Source organism: Streptomyces sp. NPDC060209, assembly GCF_042728155.1.
Lineage (GTDB): Bacteria > Actinomycetota > Actinomycetes > Streptomycetales > Streptomycetaceae > Streptomyces.
Window position 1 is genome coordinate 1 of sequence record NZ_JBHWZS010000206.1, and the last position, 15,309, is coordinate 15,309.

General features: G+C 70.2%; 14 protein-coding genes. 4 read left to right on the forward strand and 10 right to left on the reverse strand.

Annotation, left to right across the window (positions count from 1 at the left end):
- Positions 1 to 80 precede the first annotated feature (80 nt).
- The gene (locus tag ACFWFI_RS30210) at positions 81 to 971 is read left to right on the forward strand and encodes a chitosanase (RefSeq protein WP_387396267.1); all 891 of its coding nucleotides are present in this window, start codon (positions 81 to 83) and stop codon (positions 969 to 971) included.
- 104 nt (positions 972 to 1,075) lie between these two features.
- Here the strand turns inward: ACFWFI_RS30210 and ACFWFI_RS30215 are convergent, their stop codons facing one another.
- The 9 genes from ACFWFI_RS30215 to ACFWFI_RS30255 form a co-directional block, all read right to left on the reverse strand.
- On the reverse strand, positions 1,076 to 1,327 hold the full coding sequence (locus tag ACFWFI_RS30215) for a WhiB family transcriptional regulator (RefSeq protein WP_387396238.1): 252 nt from the start codon (positions 1,325 to 1,327) through the stop codon (positions 1,076 to 1,078).
- Between the two features lie 118 nt (positions 1,328 to 1,445).
- The gene (locus ACFWFI_RS30220) at positions 1,446 to 2,237 is read right to left on the reverse strand and encodes a VOC family protein (protein ID WP_387396240.1); all 792 of its coding nucleotides are present in this window, start codon (positions 2,235 to 2,237) and stop codon (positions 1,446 to 1,448) included.
- A 146-nt stretch (positions 2,238 to 2,383) separates the two neighbouring features.
- Positions 2,384 to 3,457 (reverse strand): LLM class flavin-dependent oxidoreductase, encoded by a 1,074-nt coding sequence (locus ACFWFI_RS30225; RefSeq protein ID WP_387396243.1) that lies wholly within the window; start codon positions 3,455 to 3,457, stop codon positions 2,384 to 2,386.
- 5 nt (positions 3,458 to 3,462) lie between these two features.
- Positions 3,463 to 4,359: an ABC transporter substrate-binding protein gene (locus ACFWFI_RS30230; RefSeq protein WP_387396245.1), complete on the reverse strand. Its 897-nt coding sequence runs from the start codon at positions 4,357 to 4,359 to the stop codon at positions 3,463 to 3,465.
- The gene (locus ACFWFI_RS30235; protein WP_387396247.1) at positions 4,360 to 5,139 is read right to left on the reverse strand and encodes an ABC transporter ATP-binding protein; all 780 of its coding nucleotides are present in this window, start codon (positions 5,137 to 5,139) and stop codon (positions 4,360 to 4,362) included. It abuts the gene before it with no gap.
- Positions 5,136 to 5,975, reverse strand: coding sequence for an ABC transporter permease (locus tag ACFWFI_RS30240; protein WP_387396250.1), 840 nt, complete (start codon positions 5,973 to 5,975; stop codon positions 5,136 to 5,138). The genes ACFWFI_RS30235 and ACFWFI_RS30240 overlap by 4 nt, the downstream gene beginning before the upstream one ends.
- Positions 5,972 to 6,985: an NrtA/SsuA/CpmA family ABC transporter substrate-binding protein gene (locus ACFWFI_RS30245; RefSeq protein ID WP_387396252.1), complete on the reverse strand. Its 1,014-nt coding sequence runs from the start codon at positions 6,983 to 6,985 to the stop codon at positions 5,972 to 5,974. The genes ACFWFI_RS30240 and ACFWFI_RS30245 overlap by 4 nt, the downstream gene beginning before the upstream one ends.
- Complete coding sequence (locus ACFWFI_RS30250; RefSeq protein ID WP_387396255.1) at positions 6,982 to 8,025, reverse strand: ABC transporter substrate-binding protein; 1,044 nt, start codon at positions 8,023 to 8,025, stop codon at positions 6,982 to 6,984. Before ACFWFI_RS30250 ends, ACFWFI_RS30245 begins: the two co-directional genes overlap by 4 nt.
- Before the next feature lie 175 nt (positions 8,026 to 8,200).
- Entirely contained in the window at positions 8,201 to 8,311 is a 111-nt protein-coding gene (locus ACFWFI_RS30255; RefSeq protein WP_387396257.1) for a putative leader peptide, read from the reverse strand.
- A gap of 194 nt (positions 8,312 to 8,505) precedes the next feature.
- Here ACFWFI_RS30255 and ACFWFI_RS30260 point away from each other — a divergent pair, with 194 nt between their 5' ends.
- Positions 8,506 to 9,285, forward strand: a complete 780-nt coding sequence (locus ACFWFI_RS30260) for an IclR family transcriptional regulator (RefSeq protein WP_387396270.1) — start codon at positions 8,506 to 8,508, stop codon at positions 9,283 to 9,285.
- Positions 9,286 to 9,310: 25 nt separating this feature from the next.
- On the opposite strand, the gene ACFWFI_RS30265 is transcribed toward ACFWFI_RS30260, so the two are convergent.
- On the reverse strand, positions 9,311 to 10,300 hold the full coding sequence (locus ACFWFI_RS30265; RefSeq protein WP_387396259.1) for a multicopper oxidase domain-containing protein: 990 nt from the start codon (positions 10,298 to 10,300) through the stop codon (positions 9,311 to 9,313).
- A gap of 285 nt (positions 10,301 to 10,585) precedes the next feature.
- Here ACFWFI_RS30265 and ACFWFI_RS30270 point away from each other — a divergent pair, with 285 nt between their 5' ends.
- Together ACFWFI_RS30270 and ACFWFI_RS30275 are read left to right on the forward strand one after the other, a co-directional pair.
- Complete coding sequence (locus ACFWFI_RS30270) at positions 10,586 to 13,030, forward strand: ThuA domain-containing protein (protein ID WP_387396262.1); 2,445 nt, start codon at positions 10,586 to 10,588, stop codon at positions 13,028 to 13,030.
- Positions 13,027 to 15,267, forward strand: coding sequence for an OmpL47-type beta-barrel domain-containing protein (locus tag ACFWFI_RS30275; RefSeq protein WP_387396264.1), 2,241 nt, complete (start codon positions 13,027 to 13,029; stop codon positions 15,265 to 15,267). Before ACFWFI_RS30270 ends, ACFWFI_RS30275 begins: the two co-directional genes overlap by 4 nt.
- Positions 15,268 to 15,309: the final 42 nt, after the last annotated feature.

A 15,309-nucleotide genomic window follows, 5' to 3' on the forward strand; every position in this document is an offset into this window, starting at 1 on the left:
CGCGTCACGCGTGCGCCGCTACTCCGCGTTCAGGCTGCCCCCACAGCTTCACGGAAAGTACTCTGTGCCGGGTGAAACCTGTGACGCGTGTTGTTCTTTTCGGTGCACCGATCGCCATCGTCGTTTCGATCCTGTTCAGCGGTGGCGACTCCGAGCCGCCCACGATCACCCCGCAGGCCGCCGGAACCGAGAATTCCGGCACGGCGGAGCCCGAAGCGGCCGAGCAGGCCGACGAACACTCCGAGGAGATCGACGCGCTGCCGCCCGGCCTCGCCGCCCCCGCGATGAAGGAGACCGCGTCCCGGCTGGTTGCCAGCGCGGAGGCGTCCACCCTGGACTGGCGCAGCCAGTACGGAGCGATAGAGGACGTCGGCGACGGCACCGGCTACACCGCCGGCATAGTCGGCTTCTGCTCCGGTACGAACGACATGCTGCAGCTGGTCGAGGCGTACACCGAGAAGAACCCGGACAATCCTCTCGCCACGTTCCTCCCCGCCCTGCGCAAGGTGGACGGCACCGACTCTCACGAGGGCCTGGACCCCGGCTTCACCGACGCCTGGCACCGGGCGGCGGAGGATCCGGCGTTCCGGGAGTCCCAGAACGCGACGCGCGACAGGCTGTACTTCGAGCCCGCGGTCCGGCTGGCGAAGATGGACGGCCTCGGCACCCTGGGGCAGTTCATCTACTACGACGCCATGGTCCTGCACGGGCCCGGTGTCGAGGCGGACGGCTTCTACGGCATCCGCGACGCCGCGATGGCGTCGGCGGACACGGCCTCGGAGGGCGGCGACGAGGCCTCGTATCTGGGTGTCTTCCTCGACGAGAGCCGGTCGGCCATCAAGGCCCGTAAGGTGCAGCGCGACACGACCCGGATCGACACGGCGCAGCGGGTGTTCCTGCGCGAGGGCAATCTCGGACTGAAGAAGCCGCTGGTGTGGCAGGTCTACGGCGAGACCTTCCGGATCACGTGACGGGTTCGCACGACGGTTTCGTCTGCCGGGGACAAGCCGCTCGGGGCCCGGGTGACCGGGGCCCGGGGCCGGCCGGGCACGGTGTTCCGGACCGCTCGGGCCGTTCAGCCCCGCCCGGTCCGGCCTCTGCGCAGCCGGTCCCGCTCCTTCTCGGAGAGCCCGCCCCAGACGCCGAAGCGCTCGTCGTGGGCGAGTGCGTACTCCAGGCAGGCCACCCGGCCCTCGCAGGCGTTGCACAGCTGCTTGGCCTCACGGGTGGAGCTGCCCGGCGCCGGGAAGAAGAACTCGGGCCCGGCCTGCGCGCACAGCGCGGTCTCCTGCCAGGTGAGCTCGTCGGTCATGGTGTTGATCCGCATGACGCACACAGTGCCCGGTCGCGATAAACAAGTGATCAACGATGGTTCAACGGCCGGTACGGCCGGGGGTTTCCACGCTCCCGGCCGTACCGTCACCCCAGGTCAGGGCTGGGGACCCCTATGGCATCGGAGCGGGCTTGATCACTGCGAAGGCCGCGCCCGCAGGATCGGCGAAGGTGGCGATCCGGCCGACCTCCGGGAGATCCGTGGCGTCCATGGTCACCCGGCCGCCCAGCCGCTCCGCGGCGGACACCACGGCGTCGGTGTCGTCCACGGCGAAGTACGGCAGCCAGTGCGGTCCGGCCGCGGTCTCGCTGGGCACCTGGTCGAGGGGCACGAGTCCTCCGAACGAGGACTCGTCGTTGTCGGTGCCCGCGGGGCGGACGACCGTGTAGGAGCCGCCGGGGTAGTTCATCTGGTTGGTCTGCCATCCGAAGACCGTGTGGAAGAAGGCGGCCGCCGAGGGAACGTCCGGGGTGTACAGCTCGGACCAGATCAGCGAGCCGGGTTCCATGATCATGCCGAGGCCCCGGTTCGTACCGGGCTGCCAGACGCCGAAGTACGCGCCGTTGTTGTCGGTGAAGCCGCCCATGCGCCCGTAGTCCAGCACGTCCATCGGCGGAAAGGCCGCGGTGCCGCCCGCCTGCTCGACCGTCCGTGCGGTGGCGTCGGCGTCGGGGGTCTGGAAGTAGACCGACCAGGCGGGCTTCCCCTGGTCCTCGGGCACGGTCATGACGCCCGCGACGGTCTTGCCCCGCAGCTGGTACATCCCGTAGCCACCGGTCTCGGGGCCGCCGGGCACCAGATCCCAGCCGAAGAGACCGTTGTAGAAAGTGGTGGCCGCTTCGATGTCGGGCGTGCCGAGATCGGCCCAGTTGGGTGCGCCGGTCTCGAAGGTCGGGTCGAGCATGGTGTGCTCCTCGGGCGGATTCCATGCCTCGCGTGTCCGTCACGCCAGGCTTCGCTCACCCTTCCGAGTCTTGCACCGGGTACTGACAACCGCAGCCCCGGCGGTCCGGCCGGGGCCCGGCTCCGCGATCCCCGGCCGGCCGGGGGTCAGCGCGTGACGCCCAGCGCCGGAAGCACCGTTTCCGCGACCCTGTAGGCCTCCTCCAGCAGCGGGTTCCCGGACAGGATGAAGGTGTCGACCCCGAGATCCTCGAACTCCTTGAGACGCTCGACGACCTGGGCCGTCGAGCCGACGACAGCCGTGCCGGGGCCCGGCCGGAACAGGCTCATGCCCGGCCACATGTTGGGGTGCGTCTCCAGTTCACGGGCGCGGGCCGGGACCCGTCCGCCGTGCTGGCGGAACTGACGCTGCCAGCCCACGCCCTCCTCGCCGGCCCGGTCCCCGAGCATGCGGGCGTACGTCGCCTCGCTGGTGACGTCCAGCAGCCGGTCGGCGGCGGCCCACGCCTCGTCCTCCGTGTCGCGGACGATGAGGTGGAGCCGCAGCCCGATACGGAGGGTGCGGCCGTAGGCGCGGGCCCGTGCCCGGACCTTCTCCAGCTTCTCCTTCAGCAGGTGCGGCGGTTCGCCCCAGGTGAGGAAGACGTCGACGTGCTCGGCCGCCATCTCGATCCCCGGGTCCGACGAACCGCCGAACCAAAGCGGGATGTGCGGGGACTGCACCGGCTTCAGATCACGGAAGGAGGCACCCGCGTTCCTCAGGTCGTAGAAGCGGCCCTTGTGATCGAAGACCTCTCCGGCCGTCAGCCGCTTCACGATCGACCAGTACTCGGCACTGAGTGCGTACCGTTCGTCGTGCTCCACATGGAGTCCGTACTCCCGCAGCGCCTTCGTGGAGCCGTTGACCACGTTGAAGCGCAGCCGGCCCCCGAAGAGCTGGTCGAAGCTCAGCGCCATCTTGGCCAGCAGCGTCGGCGAGACCAGTCCGGGGTGGACCGCGAGCAGCGGCTTGAACCGGGTGCTGGTGGATGCCGCGAGGGCGCTGCCCAGCGGCCAGACGTCGTACAGGTCGGTGGCGAGCAGGGCACCGCTGTATCCGAGCTGTTCGACGGTGCCGGCGAGCCGGCTGAGATAGCCGAGGTCGGCGGTCCGCCGGCCCTCGGGCTCCCAGGGGTAGGCACCTTCGCGCGGGATGATGTACCAGAGGACTTCTGCCGCCACGGTGCTCAGACCGCCTTCGGGCCGGCAGAACCGGTGACGCGCGCCCGGGCTGTGGCGACCTCGACCGGCCGGTCGATGAAGCCGGTGCGGTGGAAGATGTCCGCGGCCTCCTGCTGTTCCGCGATGAACTCGTCGCTCACGGCCTCGATCGTCCACGGCAGGGCGCGCAGCGCACTCTCCCAGTCGTCGGCGCTTCCGCCCAGGTCCGCCGCGGCGATCTCGGCGGCGGCGCGGGGGTTGGCCGCCGCCCAGTCGTCGGCCCGCCGGAGGGCCCGGGTGAGCGCCTCGACGACCTCGGGGCGGCTCTCGGCGAAGTCGCGCCGGGTGAAGAAGACGGAGCGGTCCGAGATCACGTCGCCCGTGGCGACGAGCGTGCGCAGTCCGCCGGTCCTACGGGCGGCCGCCAGCTCGGGCCCCTGGGCGATCCAGGCGCCGATCTCTCCGGCGCGCAGCAGCCGCTCGCTGTCACCGCTGCTGCGGACCGCGGTGATGTCGTCGGCGTACGAGAGCCCGGCGTCGTCCAGTGCCTTGGCGATGAGGTGGGTCTGCCAGGACCCGATCGCGAGGTGGACGGTCGCTCCCGCGAGACCGGCGACCGTGCGGACGGGGCTGTCATCGGGGACGAGGATCGCGCCGTGCTCGGGACGCGGGGCGGAGACGGCGGTGTAGACGAGGTCGTGCCCCGCGGCCTGCGCGGTGACCGGCGGGGTCGAGCCGGTGCCGCCGAAGTCGATGACGCCCCGGGTGAGCAGCTCGCCGGTGCGGACCCCGTTGGTGTACGGGAAGAAGGCCACCGTCTCGTCGAGCGCGGCCAGCTCCTCCTGCGCGAAGCCGAGACGGGAGAGGTGGTACAGGTGGTAGAGGGAGGGGTTGCTGCTGTGCACCCCGATGGTGACGGTCATTCAGATCACTCCGGCTTCGGAAGGCGTGAGGGATTTCGAGGGCGGGGAGGAGGGTTCGGGTCGCGGAGCGGGGCCCGCGTCGACCCCCAGGTCGGTGAGCAGCCGGCGACGCAGTGCGGCGAACGCGGGGTCGCCGGGGTCGCGCGGCCGGCCGACGTCGACGGACTCGTCGGTGACGAGCTTCCCGTCGCGCAGGACGGCGACGCGGTCCGCGAGCCGTACCGCCTCGTCGACGTCATGGGTGACCAGCAGGACGGCGGGGCGGTGCTTGCGGCACAGCTCCCCCACCAGGTCCTGCATCTTCAGCCGGGTCAGGGCGTCAAGCGCGGCGAACGGCTCGTCCAGCAGCAGTAGTTCGGGCTCCCGTACCAGCGCCCGGGCGAGTGCCACGCGCTGGGCCTCGCCGCCGGAGAGCGTGCCGGGCCATGCCTCGGCGTGCCGTTCCAGGCCGACCTCCGCCAGGGCTCTGAGCCCGTGCGGGGTGCGGCTGCGCGGAAGGGCGACCGTCACATTGGCCAGGACCTTCTTGGACGGTACGAGGCGGGGTTCCTGGAAGACGATGGTGCGGGCCTCGGGGACCAATACCTCTCCCCCGTCGGCACCGTCCAGCGCGCCCAGGATGCGGAGCAAGGTGGTCTTGCCGCTTCCGCTGGCGCCGAGCAGGGCCACGAACTCGCCCCGTGCGATGTCGAGTCGCAGGTCGTCGAGCACGGCCCTGGTGCCGAAGACCCGGCGCAGGCCCCGTACCCGTACGGCGGGTCGTTCCGCCGCGGCGGTCATCGTGTCCCTCCTTGCGGGATCCGCCACGGCATCAGGACGCGCTCCAGCAGCCGTACGACGATGTCGGCGGCCAGGCCGAGGAGGCCGTAGATCAGGATGCAGACGGCGAGGATGTCGGTACGGGCGTAGCTCTGCGCCTGGGACATCAGGTATCCGATGCCCTCGGTGGAGTTGATCTCCTCGGCGGCGATGAGTGCGATCACACTGAGCGTCATGGACAGCCGCAGTCCGGCCAGCAGGGACGGCAGGGCTCCGGGGAGGACGACCTCCCGGACGACGGCGAGCCGGCTCATTCCGAAGCTGCGCATGGCCTCGACGAGCTTGGGATCGGTGTTGCGTACGCCGCTCGAAGTGGACACGTACATGGGGAATGTGGTGGCGACGGCGATGAGCAGGATCTTGGCCGTCTCGTTGATCCCGAACCAGACCATGAAGAGCGGCACCAGGGCGAGGAAGGGGATGGTGCGCAGGGTCTGGAGCGAGGAGTCGAGGAGCTCGTCCCCGATCCTGGTGAATCCGGTGATGACGCCGAGCGTGAGCCCGACGGCGAGGCCGATCAGGAGACCGATGCCGGAGCGGGTCAGAGAGGTGGTGAGCGCGTCGGGCAGCTGCCCGTTCCCCCACAGCTCGCCCACTGCTCGCAGCACTTCGGCGGGTGAGGCCAGCACGTCGGGGGTGAGAACCCCCGTCGCCGAGGCCGCCCACCACAGGGCGAGCAGAGCGACCGGGCCCAGTGCGCGCACGGTCACCGCGAAGGGCCGGCTGCGTGTCGTACGGAGCGCGGGGCGCGGGGTGACCAGGCCCTCGGCGGCTGCTGCCCCGGAGACGGCGCTCATGTCAGGCTCTCGATGTCGAGGAGGTGGGCCGCGACATCCACCTTGCTCTTGGTGACCTTCTGTTCCGCGTAGAAGGCGGCGACGGCCTCGAAGCGGGTGATGTCCTCGGGGCCGATCGGGTCGACCGTGCCGCCCTGGGCGATGAACCCGGTCTGCACCTCCTCGGCCTTGCCTGTGACGGCGGTGGGCCCGACATCGGTGAAGACGTTCAGGTAGGCGGCGGGGTCCTTCTTCTCTTCGACGCTGGACGTGTGGAGGTATGTGTAGAGCGCCTTGACGACCTCGGGGTGCTTCTCGGCGAAGCCGGTCCGTACGGCGTTCAGGCTGTAGTTGTCGGAGCCGATGGCCGCGCCGTCGGCGACGAAGTGTGCCTTGCCGCTGCCGATCTCGGCCACGGCGTAGGTGGCCCAGACGGCCCAGGCGTCGACCTTGCCCGCGTTGAAGACGGCGGCGGTCTGGTCGGGGCGCAGATAGACCCGCTGGACCTTGTCCGCCGGGATCCCGGCCTTGGCCAGCGCCTTGAGCAGCAGGTACTCACCGGTGCCGCCCTGGTTGACGGCGACCTTCTTCCCCACCAGGTCGGCGACGGAGTCGATGCCCGAACCGTCGCGGACGAGGATGCCCTCGCCCGCAGCGTCGGGGTCGACGGCGGTGAAGAATTTGAATCCGGGCCGCTGGGCGAGCGAGGTGATGCCCGAGGTGATGGAACCGGTGGCGAAGTCGAGCTGGTCCGCGTTCATCGCCTGGGCGGCGGGGGCGAAGGGCCCGGCGCTTCCGGTCCACTCCACCTCGGCACCCACCTTGCCGAGGGCCTTGTCGAGGCTGCCGTCCTTCTTGCCGACGGCCAGGACTCCGGAGTTGCCGGGGTCGGGAATGCGTACGGTGACGGTGCTCGTGGCGCCGGATCCGCTGTCGGCCTCGGAGGTACCGCAGGCGCTGAGGGCGAGGATCGCGGTGACCGTGAGGAGGGCGGGGGCGATCGTCGTACGGACTGATCGGTGCTGGTTCATGCTGACAGCGGTCCTTCGGGTTCGCGGGAGGGAGAGGGGACGGGTTGGAGGCCCACGCGGGCGGCGGCCCTGCTCAGTGGCTCGGGGTCGGCCCAGGCGGCGACGTCGACACGCTGGGGGAGGAAGCCGTGGGCGCGCAGCGCGGCCTCCTGCTCGGCCAGCAGGGCGAGGCGCTCGGCCGACAGGTCGGGGTGCAGGGTCAGGTGGGTGCCGGGGCGATAGGCGCCGGCGACCCCGTCGGCGCCCGCCCCGGTCTCGGCGCCCAGGATGCGGTCGACGTCGGCGGGATGCCCGGTGGCCCAGTCGGCCGCCCGGAGCAGGACGGCGAGGAACCGGTCGACGAGCTCGGGGTGGTCGTCCAGCAACTGCTGGTGGACGGTGATGGGGCGGGGCGTTCCGTTGTTGACGCGGAACCGGCGGTCGGGCAGTTCGTCGAGTTCGACGGCGACCTCGGCTCCTGCCCGGCGGGCCGCCTCGACGGCGACCGCCCCCTTGACGTACACGGCGTCGACGTCACCGCGTCGCAGTGCGTCGAGCTCGGCGGCCCACTGCCCTTCGTGCGCGTCGGCGGGTACGTCGACGAGTACGGCGTCCCCCAGTGCGAGGCCGGCCGAGCCGAGCGCGCCCTCGAATCCGCGCAGCGCCATGGCCCGCCAGAAGTCGATGGCGATGGTGTGCGAGGGCACGGCGAGCCGCAGGCCGCGCAGGGCGTGGGCGCCCCTGATCCCGGATCCGGGAGCGACCAGCACGACCTGGCGTTCCTCGATCCAGGTGAGGCCGATCAGCCGGGTCGCCTCTCCTCGCGAACGGGCCCAGAGGGCGGGGACGTTGCCGCCTTCGCGGAACAGGCCCGGCAGGGCGTGGGTGTAGTGGGTGGCGCGGTCCGCGTCGGGGGCGGCGTCCTGGAGGGAACGCACGGTGATGCCGTCGGGGGCGAACTCCTCGCTGAGCCAGTGCCGGTCGGCGGCGATGCCCGTCGCGGTGGGTACGGGACAGCGGGTGAACCAGAGGGTGCTGGGCAGCACGGCGGAATGCGTCATGGTCTCTTCCCGGAGGGGTGGGCGAAGCAGAGGGGCAGGCCGCGCCCGGAGCGAGGCGCGGGGGCACGGTCCGCGTGCGGCGGAGGGCGACACGGGGACAGGGGCCGGGCGCGTCAGCGGGGGGCGCGAGCCTGAGCGGTACGGAGCTTCAACGGCAGGCGAGCGGTACGGAGCTTCAGCGACAGGCTGCGCTGGAGACGCGCGCCAGGTCGATGTGACGGCGCAGCGTGAGGGCGAGGGTGACCGGAGCGGAGCCGCCGGGGGACGTGGCGCTGAGGCGGGCCATGGCGCTGCTCCTTTCCGTACACCGGTGGTGAGGACTGCAGACTGCCACGGGCTCACGCCCGCCCACAACTGGCCTCCCATAATGTGGGATCGACTGTGAACAGAGTGTTGCGCAGCCTGGTTCGAGGGCCTCTCCACTCCCGTAATGTGGAGATCATGGTCCCTTCCACCTCACGAGCGGAGAGCGAGACCGGCATGAGCGAGGCAGCGGCGGCGCGCACTCCGGGCGGGGCGCAGGCGGTCCAGCGCGCGCTGGACGTCCTGCACTGTTTCCACGACAACGGCCCCGACCTGAGCGCCGCCGACCTCGCCCGGCGGCTCGAACTCTCGGCCTCCACGGCACACCGGCTGGCCCGCACCCTCCTGGGCGCGGGCTTCCTGGAACAGGACGCACGGACCGCGCGCTACCGGCTGGGTCCCGCGGTGACGGAGCTCGGCCGGCTCTCGTACCACCAGCGCGGGCTCCATCTGGCCGCACCGGAGTTGACCGACCTGGCCGAGCGCACCGGCGCGACGGCCGACCTCGCCCTGCGCAGCGGCCCGCATGCCGTGATCGTCGCGGGCGGTTCGGTGACACCGCGGATGGGTCTGCGCCGGCCACTGCACTCGACGGCTCTGGGCAAGGTGCTGCTGGCCTGGGCCCGGCCGGGCGAGAGCGGTCCGGCCGCACTCCCGCTGCACGCGTTCACCGAGCGCACGATCGTGGAACCGGCGCTGTTGCAGGCCGAGTTGCAGCGTGTACGAGCCGATGCGTACGCGCTCAACGATGGGGAGTCGGCGCTCGGGGTGCGCACCCTGGCCGTGCCCGTGCTGGACGGCGCCGGCCATGCGCGGTTCGCGCTCGCCGTCCGCGCCACTCCGGCCGTGATCACGGCCGAACGCACCGACTGGTTCCTGGAGCAGGCCCGGTCCTGTGCGCGCGCCCTGGAGGTGCTGTTGCTGACACCGGCGGAGCGCAGGGCGCCGACCTCCTGACGGACACCGGCGCCGCTCCCTGACCTCAGTGCTCGTGCGCCTCCGCCGCGCCTGCCGCGTGGTGCGGCGGGTCGTACCCCGGGACCGTGCCGTCCGCCTTGGCGACGAGCAGCAGTCCGGCCATCCCCATGTCGGAGTGGCTCTGGACGTGGCAGTGGTACATCCAGGCGCCGGCCCCCACGTGTTCGCCCGCGATGATCTGGAAACCGAAGGAGTCGGCGGGGCCGCAGATCTTCGTGTCGACCACGCGGCTGGGGTCGTCGGGGCCGGTCAGCAGCCCCGTCCTGTTGTCCGCCCAGCGGTGCCCGTGGATGTGGAACGTGTGGTAGTACTCACCGTGCGTGATCATCACGACCTCGACCCGGTCGCCCACGGTCGCCTCGAAGTTCGGGCTCTCGTGGGCCGCCTTGTTGTTGATCGTCATGTCGTTGAAGACGATCGTGATCGTCCTGTCCGGCAGGACGTCTCCCTTGCGGCGCACGACGAGTGGCCCGTACAGACCCTTGCGGATGCCGCCCGTGCCGTGGTCCGTGCCGACGACGTGGTCGTGGTAGTGCCAGTAGCCGGCGCTGCCCGCCTGCCAGGTGCCGTCCTTGCGGCGGCCGGGGGCGTGGGTGCGCCAGGTGTACGTACGGGTGCCGCCGGGCTCGACATGGCTGCGGTTCATCCGGGTGCCGTCGCTCGCGATGTCGTAGTCGACGCCGTGGACGTGGAGGCTGGCGTCGACGTCGGTGGTGTTCTCGAACTCGATGTGCAGCGTGTCGCCCTCGGTGATCTCGATGAGCGGCCCGGGGATCGACGCCTTGCCCTTCTCGAAGCCGTACCCGAGCTGACCGTCCGCCAGCTTCTCGGCGTACAGCTTGAGATGGCGGACAGCACCGCCCGCGGGGGCCGTCTTCGCCGGGTTCTCCGCGGAAGTGGCCTGCACCGCACCGAGTGACATCGATGTCACGCCCGTTGCCGCCGCCACTCCGCCGCCCACCAGCATCCGGCGGTTGAAGGTCCTTCGGTCCATGTCGAACTCCCCACTGCGATACGGCAACTGACGCACTGTTCCCCTGGACGGCCCACACGGTAGCCGGGGGCCGTTGGTTTATCCACACTCAGGACAAAGTTCGTTCGATTGCTGCCATACCTATTGGCGAGTCACGAAAAGAGGTCTAGCTTCGTGCGCTGTCGCAGTGACCACAGAGGCGCGGTGACGAAGAAGTGACCGGAGAAGTGACCAAGAGGGGTGGGTGACCACATGCAGCGCACACCACATCACAGGTCCAGATCGCGCCGCGGTATCGCGGCGGCCGTGGCGGCAGGAGCCCTGACCGCGTCCCTGCTCGGCGGCCAGGCGGCCACCGCCAGCCCGTATCCGGATCCAGGACTGAAGGAGCGGATGGCGACAACGTTGTCCCTTCCTTCGCCGCCAGGCGGGACCGACGTCAAGGTGCTGGTGTTCCACGCCTCGGCGGGCGAGGAAACGCCGACCGTGGACGCGGGCATCGCGGCCATCGAGAAGATCGGACTCAGCGGCCCCGAGGCCGGGCGCTTCAAGACCGTCGCCACGGACGACGCCGGGGTCTTCACCAACGGCAAGAAGCTCGGCAAGTACAACGCTGTCGTCTTCCTGACCGGCGGCGGCGACGTGCTCGACCCGGAGCAGGAGGCGGGCCTGGAGGCGTACATGGAGGCCGGTGGCGGCTTCCTCGGCATCCATGACGCGGCGCGCACCGAACCGTATTCCGACTGGTTCACGGGTCTGGTCGGAGCCCGTCCCGCGTCGGACAGCCCGACGGCCGTCCAGCGCGCCACCGTGGAGATCGGCGACCGGCAGCACCCGGCGACGAAGAACCTCCCGCTGGAGTGGAAGCGCCCGGACAAGTGGCTGAACTGGAAGGACAACCCGTCCGGCGACGTCCACACCGTGGCCCGCGTCCGCGAGCTGACCTACACACCGGGGAAGAGCGCCAACGGCTGGGACCACCCGGTCTCCTGGTGCCGTGACTACGACGGCGGCCGCTCCTTCTACACCGCCATGGGCGGTACGGCCGCCAGCTTCGCCGAGACCGACTTCCGCGATCATCTGCGCGGCGCTCTGGCCTGGACGAGCCGCATCTCGCAGGCCGACTGCAAGGCCACCATCGACTCCAACTACACGGCCGAGCGGCTCACCCAGCCCAACCAGCCCGGCAAGAACGACCAGATCGGTGAGCCCCACGGCCTGGTCACCGCCAAGGACGGGCGGGTCTTCTACATCGGGCGCGGCGGCGCGGACAGCAGCGTGCCCGTGGTCACCGACTGGAACGACCCGAACGTCGGCAAGGGCGAGGGCGAGATCCATGTGTACGACCCCGCGACCAAGAAGGTCACCCTCGCCGGCAAGCTGAGCGTCTTCGGCAACAAGGGCGGCGGCGACGAGCTGGTCAAGGTCGAGGAGGGCCTGCTCGGGATCGAGCTGGACCCGGACTTCGCCACCAACGGCTGGGTGTATCTGCACTACACCCCGCACGCGAAGATCGACCGCGACAAGCAGATGGCGGTGCGACAGGTCTCGCGCTTCACCTTCGACCACGCCACGAACAAGCTGGACCTGGCGTCCGAGAAGGTGTTGCTGCACTGGCCGGTCCAGATCCACAGCTGCTGCCACGCGGGCGGCGGCCTGGCCTGGGACTCGAAGGGCAACCTCTACATCGCCACGGGTGACAACAACTCCTCCGGCTTCAGCGACGGTTACTCGGGCAACAACCCGGAGCCGAACTACAAGGGCGTGTCGTTCGCCGATGCCCGCCGCACCGCGGGCAACACCAACAACCTCAACGGCAAGATCCTGCGGATCCACCCCGAGGACGACGGCACCTACACCCTGCCCGAGGGCAACCTCTTCACCGGCAAGGAGCCGGACGAGGGCGGTGGCAAGACCCGCGGCGAGATCTATGTGATGGGTGTCCGCAACCCGGCGCGCATCTCCATCGACAAGTCGACCGACACCCTGTACGCGGGCTGGGTCGGCCCCGACGCAGGTGCTCCGAGCACGACCTGGGGTCCCGCGAAGTACGACACCTTCGCGGCGATCACCAAGGCCGGTAACCACGGCTGGCCGTACTGCATGGGCAACAAGCAGCCCTACCGGGACCGCAACCTGCCCGACCCGTCCAAGCCGCTCGGCTGGTACGACTGCAACGCCCCGAAGAACGAGTCGCCGAACAACGACGGCCTGGTGAAGCTGCCGCCGGTGACCGGCAACACCATCTGGTACTCGCCCCAGGGCGGCGGCGTGGACTACCCGCGTGACGCGAACGGCATCCCGAGCTACAAGGTGGAGGACCAGAAGCAGCTGCTGCCGTGGCTCAAGGGCGGCGGTCAGGCCACGATGAACGGCCCGGTCTACCGCTACGACGCGGCGAGCACGAGCGAGGCCAAGTGGCCCTCGTACTGGGACGGGAAGTGGTTCGTCGGTGACTTCTACGACGACACCCAGCCGCGTCACGCCGTGCTGACCGACCCGAAGACGGTCGGCAAGGGCGGCCTGCCCACGCACGCCGAGTCCCTGAAGAAGATCATTCCGGTCGGTGCTGACGGCATCCGCAACCTCATGGACTGGAAGTTCGCCCCGGACGGCTCGCTCTACGTCCTGGACTACGGACGCGGCTTCTTCACCTCCGACTCCAAGTCCGCGCTGTGGCGCGTGACGTACAAGGGCGGCGGTCCGACCCCGGCCGCCGCAGACCTGGCCAGGAAGGCGGCAGCGCAGTGAGACACCCCTCGCTCCTCGCTCGACGGCGGTACGGGCCCGCACGCTGGTGGCTCGCCCTTCTCGGCTCGTTCCTGATGGTCCTGGGGCTGGCTTCGACCGCCGCGTACGGCCGCGACGACGACCGGGCGGCGGCTGCCGCCGACCAGGTCCTCAACTGGACCGCCGGCGACCCCATCGACCACTATCTGACGGCACCCAAGACCGCGGTGGCCGGCGCCGCGACCATCGTGTTCGAGAACAGCGCGGCCACGGGCAACACGACGGGCATGCCGCACACGCTGACGTTCAGCGTGTCCGACCCGGAGTTCAACAACGACGTCGCGGTCAACATCCTGGCCAACCCCAGTGACAGCGAGGGCGGCAAGCACAGCGTCGAGGTCACCCTCACGCCCGGCCGGTACTTCTACCACTGCACGATCCCCGGCCACGGGTCGATGCAGGGCATCCTCACGGTGACCGAGGACGGCGGCGGTGGCGACGACACCACCGCTCCCGAGACCTCGGCGACCGTGGACGGTGACAAGAACGCCGACGGCGCGTACATCGGCCAGGCGACGGTCACCGTCGCCGCCACCGACGCGGATTCAGGCGTCGACACCGTCGAGTACGCGGTCGGGGCCGACGGAGCCTGGCAGCCGTACACCACGCCCGTCGTGGTGAACGAGGTGGGCACGCACACGATCCGCTACCGCGCCACCGACAAGGCCGGCAACGCTGCAGCCGAGAAGTCCGTCGACTTCGCGGTCGCCGCGCCTCCGACCGACGACGAGACCCCGCCGGAGACCTCGGCGACCGTCTCGGGCGAGAAGGACGACGCGGGCGCCTACCTCGGCATGGCCACGGTCACCGTGACCGCGTCCGACACCGGGTCCGGCGTCAACACCATCGAGTACGCGGTCGGGGCGGACGGCGCCTGGCAGCCGTACACCGCACCCGTGATGGTGCACGAGGTCGGGGCGCACACCGTCCGCTACCGCGCCACCGACAAGTCCGGCAACGTCGCGGCGGAGAAGTCCGTCGACTTCACCGTGATCGAGCCGCCGTCGCAGGACAAGACACCGCCGGAGACCTCCGTAGTGGTGTCGGGCGACAAGAACTCGGACGGCGCGTTCATCACCAGCGCCAAGGCCACGGTCACCGCGACAGACGCGGACTCGGGCGTGGACAAGGTCGAGTACTCCCTCGACGGCGGCCCGTACCTGGCCTACTCCTCCCCCGTCATCGTCGACCGCGTCGGCTACCACACGTTCGCCCACCGGGCGACGGACAAGGTGGGCAACACCTCCGAGGCGAAGCAGGCCTCGTTCACCGTCGCGCAGAGCGGTGGCGTGCCGGCACCCAACTGCCCGGAGTTCGACGAACGGCTCACCGTCATCGTCGGCACGGTCGACACGGGTGTTCCCAACCGGCTCACCGGCAACCGCTGCACGATCAACGAGCTCATCGAGGACGAGAAGGACTGGTCCTCGCACGCGCTGTTCCTCAAGCACGTCGACAAGGTCCTGGACAAGCTCCTCACCGACGGGGTCGTCGACGCCCGTGAGCACAAGAAGATCTACAAGGCTGCCAAGCAGTCCGGTATCGGCAAGCCGGGCCAGGACGAGGGCTACCGCAAGCTGTTCGACGGCACCGCCGACTCCCTCGCCAAGTGGCAGCAGGTCGGCGGCGGGAAGTTCGGGCTCAACACCGAGGACGGCTCGATCACCAGCTCCACCACCGTGGACGGCATGGGGATGCTGTGGTTCCCGGCCCGGCAGTACGGGGACTTCTCGCTGAAGCTCCAGTGGCGGGACGACGCCCCGGGCGCCGGCAACGCCAACGGCGGAGTGTTCGTCCGCTTCCCGAACGTCCACGACCATCCGGAGGAGTCCCGTCCGGAGTGGGTCGCCATCAAGTACGGCCATGAGATCCAGGTCAACGACCGGCCCGACGGCGACATGTACAAGACCGGTTCCCTCTACGGGTTCGACCGGGTCGGCCTCGGCGGCGCCGGGGTCACTCCCAAGGGCACCTGGAACGACTACGAGATCCGGGTGGTGGACCAGCACTACTCGGTCTACCGCAACGGTGTCCTGCTGAACGAGTTCGACAACAACGGCGGTCAGCTCTTCGAGCCGCCGCGTGGCGACGACCCGGGCACCGACGGCCGGCGGTACGCCTCCGGCTACATCGGGCTCCAGGTCCACAGCACCACGGACGTGATCTCGTACCGCGACATCCGCATCAAGGAGTTGTAGGGGCGAGGCACACTCAGGCGGCCGCGGCCGCATGCTCCGGCA